Source organism: Amphritea balenae, assembly GCF_003858655.1.
GTDB lineage: Bacteria > Pseudomonadota > Gammaproteobacteria > Pseudomonadales > Balneatricaceae > Amphritea > Amphritea balenae.
Genome location: NZ_RQXV01000008.1, coordinates 99,700 through 125,034 on the forward strand (window position 1 = coordinate 99,700; position 25,335 = coordinate 125,034).

General features: G+C 40.8%; 18 protein-coding genes. 6 read left to right on the plus strand and 12 right to left on the minus strand.

Annotation, left to right across the window (positions count from 1 at the left end):
* Positions 1-11: 11 nt before the first annotated feature.
* Positions 12-977, minus strand: coding sequence for an IS5 family transposase (locus EHS89_RS14295; protein ID WP_124926837.1), 966 nt, complete (start codon positions 975-977; stop codon positions 12-14).
* A 1,234-nt stretch (positions 978-2,211) separates the two neighbouring features.
* On the opposite strand from EHS89_RS14295, the gene EHS89_RS14300 reads away from it, so the two are divergent.
* Complete coding sequence (locus EHS89_RS14300; RefSeq protein ID WP_124926838.1) at positions 2,212-2,535, plus strand: YciI family protein; 324 nt, start codon at positions 2,212-2,214, stop codon at positions 2,533-2,535.
* Positions 2,536-2,697: 162 nt separating this feature from the next.
* Here EHS89_RS14300 and acuI read toward each other — a convergent pair whose 3' ends face one another.
* From acuI to EHS89_RS14355, 11 genes are all read right to left on the minus strand, one after another.
* Complete coding sequence (gene acuI, locus EHS89_RS14305; RefSeq protein ID WP_124926839.1) at positions 2,698-3,681, minus strand: acrylyl-CoA reductase (NADPH); 984 nt, start codon at positions 3,679-3,681, stop codon at positions 2,698-2,700.
* A gap of 752 nt (positions 3,682-4,433) precedes the next feature.
* The gene (locus EHS89_RS14310; protein ID WP_124926840.1) at positions 4,434-4,979 is read right to left on the minus strand and encodes a hypothetical protein; all 546 of its coding nucleotides are present in this window, start codon (positions 4,977-4,979) and stop codon (positions 4,434-4,436) included.
* Positions 4,980-5,126: 147 nt separating this feature from the next.
* Positions 5,127-5,942, minus strand: coding sequence for a hypothetical protein (locus tag EHS89_RS14315; protein ID WP_124926841.1), 816 nt, complete (start codon positions 5,940-5,942; stop codon positions 5,127-5,129).
* A 7-nt stretch (positions 5,943-5,949) separates the two neighbouring features.
* Positions 5,950-7,008, minus strand: a complete 1,059-nt coding sequence (locus EHS89_RS14320; RefSeq protein ID WP_124926842.1) for a radical SAM protein — start codon at positions 7,006-7,008, stop codon at positions 5,950-5,952.
* Positions 7,005-7,184 carry a hypothetical protein gene (locus EHS89_RS14325; protein ID WP_124926843.1) on the minus strand — a complete coding sequence of 60 codons (180 nt, stop codon included), beginning with the start codon at positions 7,182-7,184 and terminating at the stop codon, positions 7,005-7,007. The genes EHS89_RS14320 and EHS89_RS14325 overlap by 4 nt, the downstream gene beginning before the upstream one ends.
* 126 nt (positions 7,185-7,310) lie before the next feature.
* Positions 7,311-8,933 carry a UvrD-helicase domain-containing protein gene (locus EHS89_RS14330; RefSeq protein ID WP_124926844.1) on the minus strand — a complete coding sequence of 541 codons (1,623 nt, stop codon included), beginning with the start codon at positions 8,931-8,933 and terminating at the stop codon, positions 7,311-7,313.
* Complete coding sequence (locus EHS89_RS14335) at positions 8,930-10,633, minus strand: ATP-dependent nuclease (protein WP_124926845.1); 1,704 nt, start codon at positions 10,631-10,633, stop codon at positions 8,930-8,932. The genes EHS89_RS14330 and EHS89_RS14335 overlap by 4 nt, the downstream gene beginning before the upstream one ends.
* Before the next feature lie 68 nt (positions 10,634-10,701).
* Positions 10,702-12,822: a hypothetical protein gene (locus tag EHS89_RS14340; RefSeq protein ID WP_124926846.1), complete on the minus strand. Its 2,121-nt coding sequence runs from the start codon at positions 12,820-12,822 to the stop codon at positions 10,702-10,704.
* 7 nt (positions 12,823-12,829) lie between these two features.
* Positions 12,830-17,281: a hypothetical protein gene (locus EHS89_RS14345; RefSeq protein ID WP_124926847.1), complete on the minus strand. Its 4,452-nt coding sequence runs from the start codon at positions 17,279-17,281 to the stop codon at positions 12,830-12,832.
* A 275-nt stretch (positions 17,282-17,556) separates the two neighbouring features.
* Entirely contained in the window at positions 17,557-18,165 is a 609-nt protein-coding gene (locus tag EHS89_RS14350) for an antitoxin VbhA family protein (protein ID WP_124926848.1), read from the minus strand.
* 10 nt (positions 18,166-18,175) lie between these two features.
* Positions 18,176-18,511, minus strand: a complete 336-nt coding sequence (locus EHS89_RS14355) for an MbcA/ParS/Xre antitoxin family protein (protein ID WP_124926849.1) — start codon at positions 18,509-18,511, stop codon at positions 18,176-18,178.
* A 1,311-nt stretch (positions 18,512-19,822) separates the two neighbouring features.
* On the opposite strand from EHS89_RS14355, the gene EHS89_RS14360 reads away from it, so the two are divergent.
* From EHS89_RS14360 to EHS89_RS21605, 5 genes are all read left to right on the plus strand, one after another.
* The gene (locus EHS89_RS14360; RefSeq protein WP_124926850.1) at positions 19,823-20,440 is read left to right on the plus strand and encodes a TnsA endonuclease N-terminal domain-containing protein; all 618 of its coding nucleotides are present in this window, start codon (positions 19,823-19,825) and stop codon (positions 20,438-20,440) included.
* 218 nt (positions 20,441-20,658) lie between these two features.
* Positions 20,659-22,599, plus strand: coding sequence for a DDE-type integrase/transposase/recombinase (locus tag EHS89_RS14370; RefSeq protein WP_124926852.1), 1,941 nt, complete (start codon positions 20,659-20,661; stop codon positions 22,597-22,599).
* Positions 22,592-23,554 carry a TniB family NTP-binding protein gene (locus EHS89_RS14375; RefSeq protein ID WP_170167513.1) on the plus strand — a complete coding sequence of 321 codons (963 nt, stop codon included), beginning with the start codon at positions 22,592-22,594 and terminating at the stop codon, positions 23,552-23,554. Before EHS89_RS14370 ends, EHS89_RS14375 begins: the two co-directional genes overlap by 8 nt.
* Positions 23,551-24,900: a TniQ family protein gene (locus EHS89_RS14380; RefSeq protein ID WP_124926854.1), complete on the plus strand. Its 1,350-nt coding sequence runs from the start codon at positions 23,551-23,553 to the stop codon at positions 24,898-24,900. Before EHS89_RS14375 ends, EHS89_RS14380 begins: the two co-directional genes overlap by 4 nt.
* Before the next feature lie 190 nt (positions 24,901-25,090).
* Positions 25,091-25,282, plus strand: coding sequence for a DUF7695 domain-containing protein (locus tag EHS89_RS21605; RefSeq protein WP_124926855.1), 192 nt, complete (start codon positions 25,091-25,093; stop codon positions 25,280-25,282).
* Positions 25,283-25,335: the final 53 nt, after the last annotated feature.

A 25,335-nucleotide genomic window follows, 5' to 3' on the forward strand; every position in this document is an offset into this window, starting at 1 on the left:
GCGCACTGATCCTACGTTCTGACCATTTGACTCACCCGGACAATATTTACCAGAGCAAACAGAATGGCCAGCTTGTTGTCATTTTTAGCCAAGCCTCGGTAGCGAGCTTTGGTGAACCCAAACTGGCACTTAATAATTTGAAAAGGATGCTCAGCCTTTGCTCGTACGCTGGCTTTCATGTATTCAATATTGATTAGAACTTTGCTGATCCTTGGGTGTTTCTTCCACGCTCCCACTTTCCCTGGCCGCTCCGCGGTGTGCCAGTCGACATCAATCTCTTTCAATTCGTCTCGTTTCTCTGCGCCACGATAACCGGCATCAGCGAAAACAAAGTCCTCATCACCATGCAGTAGATGTTCAGCCTGATTGAGGTCGTATTCATTGGCGCGAGTGGTCGTAAGACTATGTGTCAGGCCGCTGCGAGCGTCAACGCCAATATGAGCCTTCATGCCGAAGTGCCATTGATTGCCCTTCTTGGTCTGATGCATCTCAGGATCGCGTTCACCTGCTTTGTTCTTGGTAGAACTAGGTGCTTCGATAATTGTGGCATCCATCAGCGAGCCTTCTCTGACCAAAACACCGGTCTCGCTCAGCCAATCGCTAACCTCTTTGAAGATCTTGCGCGCCAAACCATGGCGTTCGAGCAAGTGACGGAATTTCATGATCGTAGTGTGATCGGGTATCGCGCCGACCAATGACAGACCCGCAAACATCCGCATTGACGCGATTTCGTAGAGCGCATCCTCCATAGCGGGATCGCTCAGGCTGGACCATTGCTGCAGGCAATGAATACGCAGCAACGTCATCAAGAGATAGGGGCGGCGGCCCTTACCCGGCTTGGGGTAATGCGGCTCAATGACTGACTCCAGTCGTTGCCAAGGCATGAGCCTCTCCATCCGTCCAAGAAACTTCTCTTTTCGGGGCTGGCGGCGTTTGTTTTGGTACTCGCTGTCTGCAAAGCTGAGTTGGTGCTCCATGAATAATCCCATCAAAGAGCAATGACGGTTATTCTCGCATCAAGGGGGCTTAATCGCATGCTCCCTAGTTAACGCAATCACTAAAAGTAGAAAACCACTATTATTGCCTTTATCCTGATACTGTTTACCAGCTTAACAAAAGTCTTCACTCCTCTAATGCTAGGCCACATTGCATGGCTACTCATTCTACACGAATGCTAAATTCTCTTACTAAATTAATAATTTCCAATTCTACTAAAATTCAGAATTGACAAACAATTGGTGGCAGTTCTCTTAAACTATTTTTGTCAACATCTGTAAATTCTATAGATATAAAATTTGATTATGTTCAGAACTCACTATAGGTAGCATATGAATACCAAAAGCAACTAAAATCCTTCGCACTACTAACCCCTTCCATGCTATTCTCATTCTCTACGACTGCTTTAAATATCTACTTCATTCAACTATAGCCTTATAAGCCTTATACGCAAAATGTCGCACATAAAACACCTAGTCATAGTTGGAGGTCCCTGTGCTGTTGGTAAATCAACACTATTGGAGCGAATCCAAAAAAATGAACTTCCTCACCTCAATAAGCAGCTCTCAATAGAAGAAGCAGAAAATTATTCATTGATAAATGCTCATGGACTGCCCATTCCATATAGTAAAGCAAAGCCGTATCTTATAATACATTATGACTTTATTAACCGACGAAGATTAGAGGGTAATTTTAATCGGCTTGGAGTCCTAATGGATCACTCTGAGGATATCACAGTACTTACACTTTGCGCATCCCATATATCTCTTTATCAACGCATGAATAAAAGATGGCATCGTAGACTCCGCTTACTTGCTCGAGCCCCAGGAAAGCAACCTTTTATGCTGATAAAAAAAACCTGGCAAATACGCAGACTTTATAAAAAATCATCAAATATTATCACCGCCTATAAAGAATGGAATAAGTTTATTACCAGCCATAAAGCATCAACTCATCTAATGTTAGACACTACATATCCCGAGATTTCTGATGCTATCATTTACAACACTAACGAAAAACTTAGAATAGTCACCCCCCAAACAAAGCCAACAAACTAAAATAAATCGGACCATATTCTTAATATTTTGGACAGAATTTTTATGCTAAATAGAAATTTTAGCAACTAACCATAAATTATCGGTCTGAACAATACTTACTGCGTAGTACTGGATATACACTATAATTGCGTTAACATATTACTTAAAAGGAGCACCAATGCCGCAGTATATGATCACTTACCTTGGGGGTGACCCGCCAACCAGCCCTGACCAGGGTAAACAGCATTTCTCTGAATTTATGGCATGGCTTGCATCGCTGGGAGAGTCCGCAATCAGCCCCGCGAATCCTATAAAGGGAACCGTTACAGTAAGCCCAGATGGTAGTGTATCTGGCAGTGGAATCACTTCGATGTCAGGTTTTACTATTGTTGAAGCCACATCAATGGAAGCCGCTCAGGCAATAGCTAAAACCTGCCCATTTTTAAAAATAAATGGTTCTCTGGAAGTTTCTGAGCTGATGCAGATGCCTACTCCAGAGTAAAAAAGCAGAGCATTAGAAACAAAAGCGCAGCCAGCCCGATAAGAACAATACGTATGAACTATCTTGCTTAAATAAAAAGGAGACCCCAGGTCTCCTTTATCGCTTTTTCTCACAAGTCTCAATTTCGTGAAGCTCTGGTAAATAATTACCGCAGCACAATAATTACTTGTTTGGATCTACTAAGGTACGCCCCTGGATTTTACCCGCGATAATATCCGCCGCAGCTTGAGGCACTTCGGATAAACCGACGACATTGCCGATATCTCCCAGCGCGGACTCAGGAAGATCGGTCAATAACCGATTCCAGGCCTGGGTTCGAATATCCACAGGGCACATCACCGAATCAACACCTTGCAGTCGAACATTACGCAGGATAAACGGCATAACCGTGGTTGGCAGCTTGAAACCTCCAGCCAAACCACAGGCTGCAACTACACCGCGATAATCAGTTTCAGCAAGCACTCGCGCCAGAATCGCATCGCCTACTGTATCGATAGCGCCGGCCCAGCGCTGTTTTTCCAATGGTCGCGCTTTCTCTGCCATCTCTTCGCGGGACAGCAGCTCAGTTGCACCCAGCGAGCGCAGGTAGTCATGGGTTGATTCACGACCTGTCACTGCAGCAACGGTGTAGCCCAGCTTACTCAGAATCGCTACTGCGACGCTGCCGACGCCGCCGGCGGCACCCGTTACAACGACGGTACCTTTATCCGGAGTAATGCCCCCCTCTTCCAGCGCCATTACGCACAGCATCGCTGTAAGGCCCGCTGTACCAATGGTCATGGATTTTTGCGCATCCATTCCGGCAGGCATTTTGACCAACCACTCAGACTTAAGACGGGCGAACTGGCTGTAACCACCCCAGTAACGTTCACCGACACTCCAGCCAGTCATAATAACCTGATCACCCGGTTTAAAATCATCAGAACGGGATTCTTTCACCGTCCCCGCCAAATCGATTCCAGGCACCATCGGGAAGCTATGGACAATTTTTCCAGTGCCGGTGACAGCCAGGCCATCCTTGTAGTTAAGTGATGAATAGCTGACTTCAACCAGCACCTCTTCATCCGGCAGATCGACCAGATCCAGTTGTTTTACTTCCGCCAGGGTCTTGCCATCCTGTTGTTCCAGAACCAGTGCATTAAACATAACTATCCTCGCTTATTAGTCGCCTGTAACGGTTATTAAGACAGGGCTCTCTATTTGTCTTACAAATTAACATTAAACGAATATATCGTATTTTTATTTGTCTTACAAATTAACAATAATCACCCGATGTGGAATAATAGGCCTTATCGATCTGACTGTGGTTTCCAGTTGGTACTGGAACCCAGTTCCAACTTAGCTGGATTGGCTACATCTACCGTGACACGTGGCTTATCTACAGTTTCAAGCTACTTTCAAAATACCCAAAATCCAGCTCAAAGTGGTACTGACCTATAGGGCCATAAATAGCAGTAATCACATAGCCTCAGAATAGACTTATCTAAGTCAAACCTTACTCAGCACAAATAAGAATAGCTTTGTATTGAGGAAAGTCTTCAGCTATAACCGCATATTTGAATAAACGGTACAAACTATAGGTCAGCAAGCGATAGAGCGTCTACGATAAGCTGGTCGATTCATCTGTCAGCGGTTCAAATACTGCTGCCACAAAGCCCTATAGTTCTATGGAGCCGCTGGCTGAAAAAAGAATCACTCACAGCGTCTTGCTTAAAACATATAAAAGAACAACTGCAGGATGAAAACGATACAGTAGATCCAACCGCCACCATATACGAGCGCTCTCTGGAACAGAACCAATGAAAAGGAGGTCGTTAAACGGAATGTTTGGGATATGTTTGTTTAAAAATGAAGTTGCTTCAGGGGCCCGAAGCAACTGCGCATAATTCGAGATTATGTTATGCAATACTCCTGCTACTTCTCCAACGATGTATACGTTCTTTACGATACGCTATAACAGCTTCCTTTGGCTGAAAGAAGAGCATAAGCAATAATAAAATGGCGTAAATAAATGTACTAATGCTAGACCCAATTACCCCTTCAAGCATAACGCCAACGATAAACTCATGTGTATCATTGCCAAAGTCAAAATCGTTAACAAGTAAATATAAAGATGCTACAGCAATTGAAATCCATTTAAGCAACTTGATTATGTTAAGCTGAGTCGGCTTTACAACTTGATTCATCACATCATTATTGACATTTCCTGGTATTTTTGAAGCAACATATCTTTCATTAAAACATTCCAAGAATAAAATTTCAGCCCAAAGTGCAAACCTATAATAATTCACTTTAGCTGAATCATAGTTTTCTTTATAAATAGCAACGTAAGAAACACTTGTTCCTCTTGCAATAACTAAGTAGCCAGCCTTAACAATCAATATCGAAGAAAAAACTAAGGATGCACTACCTAAGACCTCATATAGATCAAAGTAATTATTCAAGAAAGCTATCTTATATATACAAAAAAAAAAAAAACAAAAGATAATGCAAAAAAAAGGAAGACATAAATAAATGCGAAAAAAACATTAGCTTTCATCCAACAACCTCAAACTTATAACAATATAAATAATAATTTTACTAAACGCCACTTACGAACTCTTATTATGATTTTCTGTATATAACAGGTTCCAACCAATACTATATTCACATCCTTCAATAGGCCCATCCACCTTCATCCCAGCCTTATATGAGGAGCCAGCACCAGTCATTAAAGTGAAATTTTCTACTGATCTAGGCTCCCCATCATCTCCAAATGTAACGACAGCATTTATGGCCTTTGAATCGATAGGATAATGTTGATCAAACGTAATTAATATTTCTAAATTTTCCACTGGCTTATTTATGCTGACACCTTCAGCAATAACCATCCTTTTAATTAGATCTGGGTTATTTTCGATAGTCTCTAGAAGCTCAGATATTTCAGACGGGTAGTACTTACCAAAATCTATAAACAAATTAAAATTCAACTTTCCAACTTTAATTATATCATTAGTTAATGGCACCTCCCCCTTTATTACTTTCTCGTTATTTCTTATAAATATTATGGAATCAGTAACATCTATACCATTTATCTTCGCTGTAATTGAAACATCTTTGAACGGATATACGTTTGAGTTATCAACTTCAAAGCTAAATGGTATTTTCTTTGCCGAAGCCTCCAGGTCCTTTATATCAAAGTTCATCTCATGAGTTGCGAAACCATCTTTTTTAACGCGAATATCGTGAGTTTTCTTTCCAATTTTAAATAAATGCCCTGGATTTTGATGTGCAACGTCGCTCCCCTGATCTGTGACAGCAGGTGGCTTAGATGTTTTGTATTGAAGGTAGCCGATGTAAGTTGCACCAACAGCTGCAGCGCAGCTTATTGTTGCCAAAAGTAAATCTGAGAAGTTCTGTTCACTCACAACTTAATCATCCATGCTTTCTAGATACGACTTTGGCTAATTGAATCACTTGCCTTTCACAGGCAGCTGTTGATGTTGAATTCAACATGCCATTTTCAACCAATTTCTCTAAAACAAAAGCCCCTCCGCAGAAACGATAAAAATCACATTTTTCAGAACACAACCTCTGGCTGTTAAGCATCTCCGAATAGACAGGAAGCTCACTCGTTTCCTCGAACGAGTTCAGATTTTTAACATTTCCTACGAAAAAAGGGGATGATACTAAAGAGTCACTTCCCGCTATCTGCGGAATATATTTATACAAATCACCATTCTTTGAAAGAGAGTAGTTATAATTCGATTTCAACTCATCAGGTTGCAATGGACACTCATCCGAATTGAGTGCAGATAGCGTCCTGTAGAACTCACGTATAAACAAAGAGTATGAGTCTTTTTCCCAAGCCTCATACAAATCCTTCCAGAACAATTCAAGTGAATCAAATTTCTCTAAAGACAATACCTGAATTTCTGGCGAGTCCAATTGTCTCTCTACGTTGAAGCCTAGGTACTCAACACCAACAGAGCTGAAATACTCATAAATTTGAGCTGCTTTAGATAAGCTTTCCTTAGTAATGGTGCAGAGGACCGAATCACAGACCCCTTTTTTTATCGACCTGCAAAGGTTCTTGTGAACAACCTCGAAGGTTCCTGCTTCCTTTCTGCTTGTACGGTAACGGTCATGTACTTCTATTGGACCATCAGAGCTAATAGTTAAGGAAATACAATTATCAGCTAAGAATGAGAGCCAATCATCATTCAACAACAGTCCATTCGTAACAATTCTATGCCGTATATGTTCGGAAACTGGAATATATTCGAGCACTTTTTTAAAAAAATTAAACCCTAGTACTAGGGGCTCTCCCATATGCCAAACTATTTCTACATCGGTCTCAGAGTTATTTATGATTCTATATACATCATGTAGATAGTCTAAACTGAGCCTAGCTTTATCATTTCGACCTCTAACGAAGCAATAGTCGCAGTCTATATCACAGAAAGAGGACCCCTGAACGAAGAGTCTCTTCACACCGTACTCATGCCAAAACCATCAAGTGTTTTTTGTTTGATGTTATCTATCTGCTTTTTTGTAAACTTCCCTTCAAGAGAAGAGGTCATAGCTTCTAGTATATGTTCTGGTAAATACTCTTTCTCTTTTACTGTTCCTCTTTGAGAGGATGTGATAATTCTACTGGTGTCTTTCATAGTTTTCCCTAAGCAATAAAAGGCATTGGATTGCAGAAGAACTACCCTTTCTCCTGAAAAGTAAAACTACCACATCAATGCTACATATAAAACCTAACCTTCTAATACGTCTGGTTTTTGGAATTACTAACCGTACAAACCTTCAAGTTGAGGGAGTCTAAGAAAATAGGATGGAGCAGATTGACTAAAATCCCCTCTACTATTTTGTCGTAGGGTGGATCTAATAAGAACACAACAGTTTTCTGCCCGTGTGATTCCTACGTAATGTAAATTAGCATCCTGTATCAAGCTGGTGTAGACAGGGTTGTCCCAATCATTATTAACGACCTGCTGGAATGGAAAAGACCATTCTTCGAGATCAAAATGAAGTACAACTTTAAACTCTAATCCTTTGGATTTGTGCAAAGTCATAACTTGCACCTCATTATCATCCAATGGCATGAACTGCTTAATGATTTCTTCCTGCTGTAGGATTGTACGTACGGCGATATCAGATTCTTCATCTTCTTCTATCCCCAACATAGAGGCCAACTCATGAAACTTTGCAATAAGCTGATCAACCTGTTCTATTTCTCGAAGCGCTCTAATTTCTTTTCTTACCAAAGCCAAATTATTTTCTTTTAAAACAACAAGTTCAAACTGGTTAGCAATGAGCTCTTGAACTGTGGGAATAGCACCATATTTGAATGCTAATAGGTGTGAATACAAATCGGAACAATCAGAGCCGACTGAATCAAGAGGATTTTCTGAATAGATACGATAATCTATATTTAAACCAGCAGTTAATAGTTTTAGTGATTTATCTTTCTTAGCCAATATTCCAATATCTGATGCTTTGGATACTCCCCATTTACCATTATCAATCCAGCTAGAAATCCTACCAGATATCTGTTGAGCAACACTTGTAAGATTTCCTGTGACTAGCCTTCTATAAATACGCTTCTCTTCACACTGAATTAATTGAAAATTAGGATCAAGCAGCCTAGATGCGTAGTTAATAATAGAAGCATGGCATCTATGATTAATATTGATTTGAAAATGCCTAAAATTATCCGAATCATCCACTAGGCAGTTTAACAGCTCTGGATTACCACCTCGAAACTCATAAATCGATTGCGAAACATCACCAACAGCAGTTGCAATCAAGCCAAGCTCTAAAAGTTTGAGGAAAAGCTGATGTTGGGCTAATGATGAATCCTGGTATTCATCAATGAATACATGTGAATATCTAGCCTTAATATAGCGCTGCGCTGATTCTGAACTATTAAGTACATGAAGAGCCAGTGCGGCAAATGAATTCATCCATACAAAACCAGCATCATAAAGCCTATTAAAGCCATCATCATTTAGGATATTTTCAACCGTTGGAGAGCAATATTCTTCATCCAAAAAAAGTAAGTAAGGGCTTCGTAGGCGTCTAACTACTTTACATTCCGCGGGGTTCCCACCCCATACTCTTGAGATAAAAGGAAGGATTAATTCTTTAAGACAAAAGCTATCAATTGTGCCAAAAAAACTCTGCTTCGTATCGTGTGCATTATGCTTACAGCGCTTTTTTAGCTCTTGGCTTGCTTTCTTAGTAAATGTTATCGCAATCACGCCTTTATGGTCTGCTAAAACAGGAGTGATTTTTCTAATTTTTTCCTTCATTACGGACGTTTTTCCACTACCAGGGCAAGCCGTAATAACCATGTTACCATCGAAATCGATAGCCGCTTGTTGCTCTGGTGTTGGAGCAAACTTGCTCATAATACCGCCTTACTTACTTCTACCAGTTTATGTAATGGCTTAACCAGCTCTCCAGAATTCAACTGACTCAAACTAGGTTTGATTATCTTTAAGAGGCTACGCATACGAAGTGCTTTTTTCTTTTGAAGATAGTCGATTGCACTGGATTCACTTTGTTTGTTGAATGCAGCAAGAATAGGTGCGGATAACTCACTAACAAGGTCTGACTCTAAGTCAATTTTGGATAAGTATATCCCGTTACCGTTTACTTCATCCGAAACTGTTTTCCAGTCACCATTATCAATGGTTTCTTGCGGTAGGATATTTCTATCACTATGTTCAAATGGTTCAAGATTAGCCAATTTTAAGCAGCGATTAATTCCCGCATATTGCCACAGGTCATGATCACGAATCTTTGATATATCATTGTCTGTTCTCATCACCCAAGGAACTTCTAAAGCATTCAAAATTCCGACATATATCTTAAATGCAATACCATCAACTGAAAGAATTGAAAGGTTTTCATAGTCAAAATCAATACTTAATTGTTCAGCAAGCTCACGGTAAAAGAGGACCTCTGATGGACCTTCAACAAGAAACACTCCGTTTGAAAAGAAGACTTCCGCAGGCAAGATACTCATGCGATAGCTCATATCTTCCCAGCCTTCAGAAATACAATCAGAACACCCATTACTCGCCGCAATAGTCGCGCCATTTTTTGCTAGTAGTCGTATTATAGAGTCAGGCTTAAAGTTGACTGCTATCTGAGGTGAGTGAGATGAAATAATTGTCTGACCAGGCAACTCACTGACAAGATAGCTTGCCAACTTTCTTTGTTGATGTGGATGTAAATGGGCCTCAGGCTCTTCGATTACATAAAATACTACTTCATGTTCTGTATCGTGCTCAATAACGCTCTTTGCTTTCCAAAGAGCCAATAGTATTTGGTTGTTACGGCCATCCCCGCCAAGCATAACATTAGAACCATTTGTAGCAGCACCAAGTTGAAGTTTGTCTATAAAGTCATTCACTTCGATAGCACCAGTATCTAATTGAACTTCATAGTTAACGTGATGGTGAGCTAGTTTTTTAAGTTCACTATTAACATCGTTCGTTGCCGAGCTTACATATTTTAATTGTGATATTTTGCCATTAAGTATGTTCAGGTCATCACTGATTTCAGAAAGTAACGCTTCATCAACCTTTGCATCCTCTTCGTTTAATAACTGTTGAGCTATGCGTAATAATTGCTTCTTTTCTTTTCGAATAAATCGTTCAAGGTCCCGCTGAGACTGGATGTATTTAAGATTCATATATTTAAGATAGAATCTACTCGACACCTCTTGAAGCTCCTCCAATGAACTTCCAACAAAAATTTTGTAGCTTAGATCTGATTTTGTAGCAATGTACTTGATGATTGTTTCACCATCATCGCTCACATTACCTTTTAGTATTGATAAAACAGCATCTTCAGATATGTTTCTGAATATAATCGTAACTTCAGCCTGTTCAGCAATACCTTCGTTACCGATATGAAAATCAAGCTCAGATGGCTCGATATCAGCTTCCGATAGGCTTTTATCAAGAAGTATTCGTAACGCATGTAGCATGTTGCTCTTGCCAATATCGTTTGAGCCAATAGCCAAAGTGCAAGCTTTGAAGTTAATACGCGCGTCTAAAAAATTTCTAAAACCTTTCAAATGCAGTGATGAAATTTCCAACTTATTTTCCTTATCAAAGTCTCAGGTTTGGGCTAACTTCTTGTTACGTTCCCGCAAACCAATGCAATTTAGTTCTCAATATATAACTCAGTTATTTTCTGAAGAATCGACTTCTTCGAAGACTCTGAATTGTTCAATAGGTCAAAGGTCAAGCTACTAAAGAAGATTTGCGTTACAGGCTGTTCCAGCGGAGCAAGCTTGTTGCCCTCTCTATCGAACACAAGAACATTCCTAGTCAAACTCTGCTTATCCATCGTTTCCTGAGCAGGTTGCTGCTTTGTCACAAAGTATCTTGCACCATCCGTACCACAATCTTGGATAAAGGTCCTATATCTAGTTCCTTTTGAGCTGTAGGTCAGATAGTAAGGTAAAGGAGTCTCTTCTACTTTATTCGTCCTAGAGATCCCTTCAGCAGTGCGACTTCTCTCTACATTGTCGAATGCAGTATTACCAATGACGTTTGGCACTCTTGCTGAGTGATAGGAATTAAGAATCTGTCCCGAATCTTTGTCATGGATGAAGAAATGGTTATCCCTCAGACCTTCGAATATTGAGTCCGCCCAAGGCATAGTAACTGGCTGCAAGAAGTCGTATTCAAAGCTGAAACGACCAGCTGTCTGATCGTCATACCTTTTATGCGAATTGATCTTTACTCCTGGCTCCCCAGTTGTGACACCAACTACAGAGACGTAAGTTCGATACCTGCGTCCCAAATTGAATCTACGAACATAGAACAACTCGAGATTCGCTTCAGGAAGAGAAAAACCTGAAACCTGTTTCTTACGAAACACTGATTCTTTCAGCCATATTTCATTTCGTACTTTCTTGATGATATTTTTATTGAGCTTCTTCAGTTCTAATGACGAATCAGCTGTATCCCCACCAGCGGACTTTACTTTCTTTGAAACTTTAAAGACATCAACGCCCTGCATCACACACGAGATCTCTTGGGATAATCGTTCTAACTTTGCTTCAGTGTAATAATCCAATTCGATATCAGATTGAGAAGTCTTCTTAGCAAGTGCTTTAGAGAATGACTTCAGTTCTTTGCCTTCACTCTGTATACGAATACTCGTACCCTTTGACCTATTCAGTTGATTCACCACCAAATAGTTCTTATCGTTTCTTTCGATTGCCGCCATGCTTGGCGCATCATGCAGAGGGATAACTGATGAAGCGTTAAACTCTGTCAGAAGATGGTCATGAAATGAGCTTTTGATTTCATCTGTTTCATAACAGCTTAGGCAATCTATAATCACCAACTCATCGCTATATGACTGGTCAGGGTTAACAAACTCTTCACAGACATGATCCGCACAGAACACCACGGGTTCGTGATTAATACCAGCTTCTGAGAAGATACTAATTATCTTGTTTTGAATATCTATTTGATGATAATTGACTGAGTTGTCATAACGCGAGAGTAGCTTTTTCTCTTCATCCTCACGTGCCTTCAGAGTCAACCCCATATAAACACGCTGCGACTCTTTTGTGGCATTTAAGCGTTCATTGACCCTAAACATGCTCTTCTTAGAACGAAAGACTATCGCTCCGTGCTCACCTTCAGCTACGAAAGTATCTACAAGAGAGCAATCAAAAACTTCTCGATGAAGAGAAAGAGAGATCTCATCAAAATCTGAATAATAGATCTCATAGCTGAGCGCTTCGATAATGACATTACCATCAGATTTCGTATCTCGAATGAATGCTCCAACAAACATCTCATCGTTATACAGCGCTGGCTGTATATCATAAATTTCAGCAGCTTCTTCTAGGTAATCGAGCTTTATCAGTAACGATAGAAGCACCTGGACTGCTTTTTGCACAGATATACTATTCTCTTCAAGCTCAACAAGTAGGCCATCCGTATTAGTGGGCTTATTCCCAAGGTAGAAAAAAACTGCTTTTGATTGGGTTATTCTCCCACGTGAATACTTCACCTCAGTCTTAGAATCTAGTCCGAGCTCGGTACGGATATATTGCTTTATTGCACGATCAAAACGTCTAAAGTACTTTTCATTCCCTTCACCAGACTCTCTTTGACAGACCAATATACCGAAACACACCTTTCCTAACGGCCTATCAAACTCTACCAGCCGATGAATTACATCATCAATTGAATCACTAACACTCAGCATATTAGTACGTGCTACGGGTGATCCCTCAACTGGCTTAAAAATGCTATTCATCGATGCATTATCCTTTCAATAGTTCTTTAAGAGTTCGGTTGATGTTTATCATCTGCTTTGCCACAGAGTCTTTGGTCTTCTGACCATCTCTAGACTTCTTGTCATAGTAACGGTGCACTATTTTGAATAGATTCAAGAAATACTGCGTACCTCCATCATGATTTTCTCTTCTGATAAACAGCTCATTTTCATCATAGTGAGCATTCACATATATGAAGACTGGAGTGATACCTGCAGGCTTCAATACCTGAGAGATTTGTTCCATCTTTTTCTTGGACTTAGCGAATGTTTCATTGGAGTTTTTTTCCTGGTCAAATCCACTCGACCAGCTTTTCACATCAATACACAACATTCTGCCTTCAGATTTGATATAGAAATCAAAAAGTTCGTATGAAAACGATCCTATCTGCTTAAAACTCTCTTCAACTGTAAGAGGCTTTACCTCTAGACCATCCAGACATTTCTGGAAGATATACTCCCCTACATTACCTTTAAAGAGAGGTATAACTGCGGGGTTCGGAAGCAATTCTTGGCTCTCAGTGTTACTTAGAACTCGCAGCTCACCTAATATACCTAATGCAGTGCCATCTTCATTCCTTGAAGCTTTGTGATAGCTCGGAACAATTGATTCATAAGGTCTGTATACGACATTTCCACCTTTCATATCTGAAAGGTGATTGTGGCCTTTGCTCGTTCTGCAAATAACAATATTTTCTTCAGTATCTTCAGGCTTAATGTAGAGAGCATTTATAATTGAGCGCAGATAGTTATCTTCCTGCACCTCAGGTAAATCAAGCAATCGCTTCACATATGCTTTGGGGTCAACAACACAATCAATACTTCTGAAAGCCTCATTCAGATCAACTGCAGTCAGATCTGCTGCAGTTCGAGCATCATTTAACCTACGCGTTTTAAAGTCATTCTTAAAGTAGTCATCTATAGAGCGCGCTTGCTTTCTTATATGCGCCTCGAACTGCTCTCGTTTCTCATCACCCTCAAAAGACCTTTGTTTGATGAAGTCCATACAAAAAGCCATGAGTTCATGATTAAGCAGTGACATACTTTCGATACTGAGTTCATTGCCAGGTTTTTTTAGCTGTTGAAACTGGATGGCGATATCTTCAATGAGGTCTTCAGGGAGGTATATCTCCGTATTTAGCTTTGTATCCCTTCTCTCAACACGACCTACAGCCTGCATTATCTGACTCAGAACAGCCATACGATGCTCATTCATAAGTATCTTGTAATTATCACCTGTCGTCAGATTCACATCGAACTCTCTAAGCTGGATCAGTTTTCCTGAGCTCGCGTAATGCTTGAGAAGCAGTACATAATTCGAAATGCTATTCAAACCTGAATCAGTTTTTATGGCGGAGTAAAATGGGCCATTTGCCAGTATTAGCCTTTCGAAGTCCTCAGTAATATCAGTATCTGTATAACGCACAAAGAGATTTAGTCCTGTCCCCGCACTCTTATACGAAGAAACGAAAGCAATCTTCAAGTTTTGACTATCAATCTCCAACCATTTGTCCATCTTCCCTGTTTTAGGTAACTCTGCATCAAACAATACGAGCCTGATAGTGGACCGATCTTTAAATGGTGTGAGTTCTATGACTTTCTGACTTCCTTCATCGATGACATTCATGAAAGCTAAATTGGCAGCAGCAGGTGTCTTGAGGTAGGCTCTAAATGCCTTCGAAAAGTTATTCGTCAGAGAGAGAGTAAGTGTATTCTTACCTTCATATGCAGCTAACAAAACGGATTCCAGAACCCTTGCGAGCTCTTTCAGATGGTACTTATTCTTGCTTGCAAGATGTTTCTTTAGCGGCGTATGTAACGCTTTGAATATCCTTTTAAAACTCCTATCTTCTCGATTGCTGTTTATGACATCCTTATCCGAATCCTCAAAAGAAGAGATTTCAATCTTCCTATAGAGTTCTCTCTTCTTACGCACTTCAACCAGTCTTTCAATATCTGATGAAGTTCTTGATTCAACTTGATACCCCAGGTTGTTTCGCGTATCAGTTCCAAATAGCTCCATAGGCTTACGAGCATAGTTACCGTTATATATATCACTGAAACCGCTGGTTGCACTAAGGCAGATCACCGAGTTTCGAGTCCCATACAAAATTCTATGCAAGGTTACTTCAGGGAGTTCTTCAAAAAGATCTAGCCTAAAATTAACGAAGATCTTGTCCTTAAGCTCTGGGGCTTGATATGGAAGGGACTCCACTTTAAAGATTGAGAAAACAATCTTAGGCGTAAAATAAGTAAAGAATTCATCAATGTAGAGACTATCATCATCAACCCTATCAAAGAGAGATGACAAACTAACCTTTGATCTCTTTGCTTTAGTAATGAACTGTTTGAGAGGTGAATTCTGGTTGTACTCATTACCATCACTGATCATCGACTCAAAGTGCTCATCCTTGATCCTGGAGCATGCATAGAAGCAGCAAATAATCACCTGCATGATGTCATACATGGTTGGATTAGGATCAGTCACTTCTTTCTCATAGTAGATCTGGCAAACAGTATCGTTATAAAGTGATCTTAAACGTATCTTCTTTAAGGCCTCCTGATTGAAAAACCTCTTTGGAGTCAGGCTAAATACGTTTTTACAAATCTGGATAACCTGCTCAACTTCTGAACTATCAATAAAGATATGCTCAACGCTACTCCTGAACAGACTGAGAATTTCTATCAACGTATTATCAGATTCAACATTACACTTTGAACCGAATGTGTCCTCTAGATCTGCTATAAATTTCTTTTTTGTGTCATAAAAAGTTATTTCATCAGTACTTTGTGTGGTGCCTTTGATAGTGGATACAATCCTGTAGACAGCTGAGAGAATATGGTCAATTTTGAAATTGGTATCAAATAGTTGCTTGTTACAGCTATTGAAGAAGAGCTCATACGCTACATGCTCTTCATCAACGATTAGAGTGAAATCAATCTTATGCTTTCTGAAGTAGTTGTCATGATCTAACACAAAGTAGTTATGCTTAAGAAAATCTACCTGCTGTTCGAACGCTTTACCGTTCATATCTGCAAGCATCTCTTCCTCATACCTCTTCTTTTGACCCAAGATGTAATCAAAAGGCATTGATGTGATGCCGACCTCACCATCATCGTTATTCACAGCAAGATGGATGTTGTAGTCAAATTTGCTGGAGGTTGCTAAGAGAATACAAGGAGTATACTTAGCCCGTTCAAATGGCAGTACAAAGTCTAAAATTTCAGCATAATAGGCAGCCACGTTATCTGGTTTACCCTTCTTGAGCGTTGCCTCTTTGAAGATCTTTTCCGATGTTAACCGTTTGCTCTTATCAGCTTTGATGTTAAGAATTTCTTTGGCAACAGCTGATAGCGTCTTGACCATGATATTGGCATTTTTCTTGAAGCTCTCCTTAGCCTCCTTTAAGTCTTCAACCGCCCCATTTTTCTCTAACCTCTCTATTTGGCTTTTCAGATACTGGGCATTATTAACTTGGTACTTAAAACTGCCAATCAGCTTTTGAATACTGGAAGCCCCTTTTTTTTTCCCATTAAAGAAAGCAATCCAACGAGCAAAAATGTCATTATTTTCTTCACCCGTAACCCAATTTTTAAAATCCAACCCCGACATATCGGGACGTGCAAGAAAACTAAGAATTGGAATTTTCTTGTTCTGAGCGTCCTCTATAAGCCCAGGATCAATATCTATCTGAGCCTTAAGAGGAGTGATAAAAATCAGATTTCGATGCCCATCTTCGATCTTTGAGGGATCGGTCTTCTCTATATACTGAGCTATTACACTGTATGATTTCCCTGTTCCTGTACCATCATTGGAATAGGTAACAGAGGGATTCAACTTGAAGTATGAATCGTACAATTTGCCGAGTTTCTCTCTGGCTTTGTTTATATCCTTCTTTTCATCTTCAGGAATTTGCTTGTTAGCCAGCTGATCAATATCAGTGCTCTCAAAATCCATTTTGAACTCTCCATCATGTGCAACTCTTAGTAAGCCTGAATCAATAGCAAGCTTCTTAACCAAAGAAAAAGGGTATTCATGGCTACTAGCAAGACGAATGACTTCGTCAATACAGAGACCTTCTTCGGCATATTTTCGGAATGAATCTAAAAGGCGTTGTTTCTCGTCCAAGGGTATAACTGGAAACTTTGGATTGACTGTCAAACGTGAGATTTCAGTTTCTGTAACACGCTTTACACCAAATTTCCTCGTCTTATGACTGTATTGGTGGTGGAATAAAAATCCCATTTTTGCCATTTGATAAAGAATTGCAGCTTCATCTCTTTCGAAGTTCCTAGGTTCAGAAGATGCAAACTCTTTATGAATTTTAGTCAGAACAGGAGAATGGAGATCAATCTCCTTACCACAAGCTCTCAAGCCATCTAAGTTCTGACAGACAATCTGAAATAAGGATTCACGCTCAAAATTAGACCAATATGCCAAGGTAGATATCCCTTCATATGCATAGACCGTCTGGGAATGAGTTATCTAGTATGCGAATTAACGTACATAGCAAGAGAAGTGGGCACGAAGACAACGACACTAATATCCATGTGCTAAGACTGACCACAATCCCAGTGTCAGTTTTTTTAAGAATATACCTTTATTATCAGTAATTTGACTATTAGTCTAATCGCAACCTGCCAATCTGTGCTTACCAAAAGCAGGGGGCAAATTGAATCCTATTCAACTTCAGAAAATCTTTATGTTTTGTGAGACTAATCTTCAAGGTTTTTTAGGCGTTCCAACGCCTCTTCAGTCGATATAATTCCGTTAGCGGCTAATGATGCCAGCTCGGATATCTCTTTAGAAATATCAAATCCTGATAGAGAGACATTGGCCGCAACATTATCTAGAAAAACAGAGGCTGCCTGGTTAGAACATAGGAGAGATTTACAGACTAAATTTCGTGGTTCAAAGAAGCAAATTGCATCTCCCCAGTAAATTGCCAAGTTGTTGACATCAACACCTCCGCATTCATCGAGCAAGCAATAAGTACTACCCAGAAAGAAGTCATTCCACTCATCTTCTAGGTTTAGGCTTTTAAGAACAGTTTGAAGATCAACGTAGCGCGCTACATAGCCAGATCGCTTAGGAATCCTAGCTAACCAAACTTCATTTCCAGATATCAGCGTTATTCCGTTCAATTGACAAAACAACCTGCCTAGTCCCTGCTTCGACTCATGGTCTAGCTTTGTACCTGGCAAACAGAATCCATCTCTGAATGCTCCCCAATCAGAGGCTTTTCCTATGCAATTCAGCTGCACATGAAATTCTTCACTCATACCAACATCATCAATCCTATCCAACCTCAGGGGTTTAATCATAGTCACCTCCTTACGTGCACTGATACACAAGATAGTCAGCAACAACTTTTAACTGTGTCCCTGGATCAGAATAAATAACGTCTAGTGCTGTTTTGTTGTCGAAGCGCCCATTGGGCTTGTGTAACCAGCCGTTAGCCTGAGTTCTGTCACTGAAGAGTGTATGTAGTGACTCGTATATCTTGATCAAGCTCTTCAACTGTTGAATAGCAGCCTTGTTCAATGCAGGTCCAGAGCCATCAGTCCAAACCAATCGTTCAAAAATCAGATCATCAATACCAAGTTCTTTCGCAATATTGCGTGATACTCTGAGCAGGCGCTTTTCCTCTGCGAGTGTCAGTTCTCTCATCTTCTACTCCTTAGTGGATCGATTGCCTTACTCGGGCCGCAATCACATCCACACAACCTCTCTCTAGTTGAGAGGCAACCCATTCCTCATCGATTCCAAGCAACAGTGCGGTGACAATTAGCTTCGTAAACTCGAGCTCTTTCTGGGAATCAAGCTCAGGAGGACAGTGATTGAGTACCAACCTATATGCTCTTCGTTCGTGTCCATCAAATCTTAATTCTGTCATGTCGCTTCTCAGTTCGTTTGCCATATAAGAATTGAAGCACAAATCGTCACATTGCATAGAGAGGATTCTTCAAGTTTGTGAACGCTAACATACTAATAAATAAAGCTTTATTTAATTTTTAATATGAGACACCAAACTCTATCTTCATTCGATAAAGTTAAGGTTTAACTCATAGATAACTGGAACACAGGTAGGTCTTTTGTGATATTCAATCGAACTGCCAGTAACCAAAAACTTGGATTATAAAATTTCGAAACACACTGACATCTAGAACAATATTTCTGATCGTTTTTTGCACAATCTGACTTAATTGATAAATTGAGCCCTAAATTAATTACATTATTTTTATTCCAATATTGCATAAAAAACGGAAAACCCTATATTTCAGTTATAAAAAACAAATGATTTACTTTTTTTGATAAAAAGGGGTTGATTTTTTTACAAGCTACGTGGCTTGGTTTTTTGAGAAAAAAGTCTCACGCTAAATCAGATAAAACCACCCCTTTATTTTGAAAAAAATATATAGCTTTCATCAATTTAGGAGTGCTTCTTGATAGTTGACGAGCACCCTCCTCAGCCCTATTATTGGCTCAAGTCGAATAAACGAACACACCTAAGGAGATTATTTATAAGCTGAGAATTGTGCCAAGCGCACCTAAGAGCAATGGGGAATCCCATGAAGAACATTAACCTAACCTGTCAGCAAGAATTACTTTCTTGTCTGATGTACGTCCCAGCAGTAAATCCTAGTACTGCTACACAACATAAGCAATGCGTCTTCACCGATGCTTTGTTCGCACGTCATGACGCTGACATCAGTCTCATGCATGCGCTCCGAAACACTCTGGCTTTGGTCTATCTGAAGTCGACGAGCTATTTAGTTGAGCGTTATACACGGCACCGTTTTAAGTGTTTGTATACGCGGCTTCTCTGCACCCTAAAAACAACTAAATAAACCAGACACGATTGATCTGAATTCTCTCGTTACGCCTATTGCGTGACGATACGAGGAGTTTTGTCTCTACGTGTGGGTTCAGATCAGTTTTGCTCGTCAATTCGCGGCTTTTTGCTGCGCGGAGTTTGATATGCGACTGATTGCTAAACATAGTCCTATTCGCCCAACCCGACAGTTCTGGTCCCACAAAAACCAGACGATCTACTTTATGGAAAGTGGTCTCGAGCGTGAGTTTGCGCTCCGTTGTGAGTTTGATCCACAGGTCATTTCTTACCGATGTCAGATCGATTCAATCTATTACTCCCTTCCTGGTGAAACCAGACGTCGAAGGTATACACCTGACACGCTTATGGAACACGCTCAGATGGGTTTAACTGCTATAGAGGTTAAACCTGAGCGATATACTCTAAAGCCAATCATTTTGGCTAAACATGCTCGTTTACAAGAGATATACGCTGAGCAAAACACCACGTTTCTTGTATTAACTGAGCACGATATCCGTAACCGCTATCTCACCAGCAACTACAGCAATCTATATCGCTTTCTCCGATTCGAAATAGATATAGCTGTTCTCCAAGAGCTGAAAGCTCACTTCCCTAACGGTATGACTCTTGAAGAGGTTCGCGTGCATCCAGCGCGAAGTGATGCGTGGATGAGTACGGCATATCAAGCCATTGCTCACAATATCGCCATCACAGATCTAACACCTCTCATCTCAAACTCAACACAATTGGAGTGGACACAATGAAAACCACAAGCCCGAAGCAACAATCAAACCGTAAGCTTCACCAACAACGCATTCTAGCGCGAATAGAAAGAAATCTATCCGAACTCACAGATGTACACGAAAGCAATTTACATCTCGATCTCACGACTGATTTCGACATGCAGCACATTGATACCAATGCGCCTGCTGCAAATACCCCTGTATTTAACCTTTAAAACAAAGAACTAGAGGAATTGACTATGTTAAGCCAACTGACCCAACCACTGACCAAAGCCTCCCTTTACGGGAAAGACGTACTTTTAAGCCCTGCAGCCAATGATCTTATTGCAGTTGTGCAAGTAGACGGAGGAGAGAAGCCTAAGTTCATCCCACTTGCGCGGTTAAATTTCGCATTTACTCGTGGCAATCTTACATTCCCATTTGAAGTGCCTGATGAACTACCTGAAGCAGCTAACCAATCCGACGAACAACGCCTTAAGCAAGATATGATGCTGCAGTACGTTCATCGTATGAATCAACAGCAACATAAAGCCTCTCGTAGAATAGCAAAGAGAGTCATTAATGAAGTAAAACGCGAGCTTGGTGACACCCATCCACCTTCAGTTTCAACGCTTATACGCGCTGTAAAAAAGCTAAACGAGTATGGCAACCTTCAACAATTGCCCCGCAAAAGCCCGCAACGCTTTCATGATGCGGCATATACTCTCTTTGTAGAAATCATCGATGACAGGTTTTTATGCCTGGGTGGAGAATCTGCCGCACAATGCTGGGAGGAATACAAAAAACGCGCAAAGCAACTCGAAGGGAAAGTTAAGTGTTTCTCTCGCTCAACCTTCTATGAGCATGTAAGAAAACTCAATCGAATTGAGGTACTTGCAGCACGCGAAGGTAAAAAAGTTTCGCGCAATGACTCCCGCATTGTATACCGTAGTCTTATTACATCTCGCATCTTGGAGCGGGTTGAGATGGATGCCGTACATATCAATATTGGCTTGATTGATGAGCAAGGAGAAATAATCACTCAGGTCATTCTGTATGCCATGATCGATTGCTATTCACGCAGCATCTTGGGCTATCACCTACAAGAAAAGAAAAAATTTGGTCAAAAGCGCCAGCAAGGTGAAAACAAAGTTGGCATTTTGCAAAATCTGATTCACTCACTATCACCAAAACCAACCATGAGCTTTGTTAACGGCCAATATCATTGGAACATGTACGGTAACGGTGAGAATTACATCACTGATGCAGGTGGTCCCTATGCATCACACGAAATCGGTGGATTTATTAGTGCCTCAGGTGGTGATCAACATATCGCTGAAGCAGGCGCAGGTTATCGAAAACCGTATATCGAACGCTTTTTCGGGACATTGCGTACCCAATTCTTATCTATTCTGCCTGGTTACATGGGCAAACTAAAGAATGCGAAACAGTACGACCATCCGATTCAGAAACACGCCTGTCTAACGGTTAAACAGTTCGAATCTCTGCTGGCTAATTACATTGTCACTGGCTATCACCAAAATCCTCACAAAGGCTTACTAGGTAAGTCACCTCAAAAAGTCTGGGATGAGACATTAGACAGTTCAACTACTCAACTTAAAGTACATGATATAGGTCGCTTAGTTCGTCAAAATATAACTCCGCAGAAAAGAACCATCCAAGGCCATCAAGGAGTTCAATTCGGCAACACCTTTTATAATTCTAGATCGTTAAAGAGACTCTATGACGTACTTACTCCGAAAGGAGCTGAGAACCCTAAAGTGGAATGTATCTTTACTGAACTTGAACCCGACCAAGCCTGGGTGAAAAATCCTCTGACAGGCGAACTCATCTTGGCAAAAGCCAAAATTACCAGTTTAAACGCTGATCAATTTAAAGAGACCCAGGAAGACCGTATCTTAGGGGCAGACCAACCCTTTGGTTTCGATCATCCATTGGTTGCCCAAGCCCGCGCCCTTCTGAACTCTAACCTCGAAGAGCTGGATTCCAAGAAAAAATCACAGCCATTGAATACTGCTGAAATAACCAAACAACGGAATATTTTCGATGCGCATTCGAAAACAGATTCGGCACCAAGCTTTGAAAAGAAAGCTGCCGAGCCTGAGCAAACAGATTCCTATTCATCAGCTGCAGATCTGGATGAGATTAACGAGTTTGAAGGAACCGATGTTGATGAATAATGTGAATAATCGAAAGCCTGAAACTCTGGAGTTTGAATCAAAAATCATCAAACACCCTTTGTTCAAGCAGGCTTATCAAGTCATTGAACAGGTTCAAGGTTCATATCAGCCTTTATCCAGCCCACCAGGGCTGGTTACCAGCATTATAGGTGGCGCTGAACCTGAGGGAGCTGTTCTTTTAGGAAATACGGGAAGTGGAAAATCTACCCTCCTTAAATACTTTATCCGAAAAAACTTCGTTGAAGGCAACGACGAGTCTGATCGTCTAAGAGTTTTTTATGTGGAAGTACCACATAAAGCAACTACCAAGAAATTGACCACTCAGATGCTGCGCTTGTTAAACAGTCCTCGCTGGATGTCAGGCACAGAACAGGTTCAATTAATTGAGTTGAAGCAACTTCTCTGGGAACTTGGTGTAGAGCTGATTATCTTTGATGAGATCAACAATTTACTTCCTAAAAACGCAGGTAACTCTACTGTTGGCATCTGTGATTTCTTTAAATCTCTGATGAACCAAACAAAGATCCCTTTGATACTGTCAGGAACAATGGATTCAGAGAAGGTCATTCTTAGCAATGAAGAGCTGGCTGATCGATTAAATGCTGTTCAATATCTCCACTACTTTTCACTAGCAGCTAAGAATGCACAGCACGATCACTTCCGCGATTATATGGGAAGCATAGCCAAATCTATCCCTATCGAATGTATTGACCTTACTGATGAGGAGATGCTGAAACGCTTCTATATTGCGTCTTCAGGCATTCCACGCCGTATTTCAAGAATCGTCTCAGAAACGCTGCAATACGCTGACTTATCCAGCCCTTTATCGATGGCTGATTTCAGTAAGGGCTACCAGAAAGCATTGAGGCGTAGAGCAGTCCTTCCTAACCCTTTCGATCCGTCCTATACAGCCAATGATCTTCTGGTAATCCATGCTGATAAGGTGAAAAAATGAGCTTACAAGAATTACCTGTTCGTCCACGTCCCCTGGAGAACGAGAGTATCGAAGGCTACTTACTCCGAGTTACTGCTCGCAATGGCTGGCAAGAGATTAGGCATTTACTCAACCACATTGGATTATCGAGCAGCTATCTAATCGATAACCAGACCAAACTTAAGCAGCTTTGTGAAAAAATAGCTCCTTGCACTCGTATGCAACCGCAGGAGCTATACAATCACTTTGCTGAAAACATGAACCATTCATGGCTCTATGAAGAAACCAGGGCAATTCAAGACCTGAGAACTCGCTTTCCAAGGCTATGCCCTTTGTGCGTGAATAACACAGGCTTTCATTGGCATTGGTCACTCGCTGTAGTCAGCCATTGTGAGCAACATGATCACCCTCTTTGGGATAGCTGCCCCTCCTGTGGAGAATCATTCAATTGGCACTCCAGTCTCTTCTTTGGGTGTCCTAAATGCGGTACTGACTGGAAGCCAGAACAGCTCCCACAACTACCAGAACATCAACGAAAGTTTCAAGAAAAGCTATCATCTGGCATTGGCCTTGAAAGCTATATTCAGGACCTCTGCCTGGCTTTGAGAGCATTATCACGTCCCTATGATCCAATTCATGACAAACTTAGCTATTGGCCAACAGAACAACGAAATTTGGCAGAAATGTTATCTAATGCACACGGGCTCCTCACCCAACAAATACCACTAAACGTCTGGATTATTGGTTGCATAAAAAAGCGTTCAGAACTAAGACTTCTAGGGATTCAAACTCTTTTATGGCCGATTATAAAGTTTCGTAAAGAACTACGTGAACACTGGCCAATACATGAGAGTTCACTCCACTTTGCTCCTTTGGCAGAAGTTCCACGTCTACATCAATATGAAGGTAAAACAAGCGCTATGAGCGGGATACGTCCTGCTCGCTTGAAGCATGTCAAAGTCGAGTCTGACTTGTATTTCCAAGCTCGTAGACAAGAAGTCATTGCTTCACTAGGACTGCCAAAAGGAAGCATGGACAGCTTGATAAAGACGGGCCTCATAAAACCCATAAATGACAAACGAACTGCACGCGATCAATTCTTTGATCTTCGTGATCTGCCATCGCTGCTCTGTTTAATCCCTGAAAAAGATGAGTGTCCAGATGGGTATACTGTTTTACAGAACAGAGACCAACGTTTAAGACATCACAGAGTCCTATATGCAGATATCGTAGCTTCTTCTCTGACAGGGAAAACTCCAGCGTTCCGTCCTAAGGGCTCATATGACCTATCAATGGTTTGGATTGACGAAGAAGCGCTCTCGATTTTCTTATCAAATGCCTGCGAGAGCTTTGCTCGAAATCGATAGCTAAATCTAGAGCATCACACTGATCAGGATTTGAAATGTAGAAGCACATGCTTCTCCTATATTAGAATTTAAATATGGCTTACCATCTCACTATGTTAGGGGCTACTCAAAGCTGAGGGGCGAGTCACAATCGATGACCAGTTTTTTTAGATCGATGCGTAGGCAGATGAAGATTAACTGAGGTTAGGTGATGATAATTACTCGTAACAAGGCAAAATGCTTACTCTGTGGAGATATAATCGAAAGCAAATCAGATCACGACTTGGTCAGTTGCTCCTGCGGTAAATTATCCGTTGACGGCGGACTTACACATCTCTCTCGCATCTGTCGAAGTCGTGAAGACTTTAAAGAGATGTCTGAAGCTCGACAGGAAAGAGAGTAAAGGCCCCCTAAGTATCACCGTACTAAATCAATTGAAAGTATTATCGCTGAGTA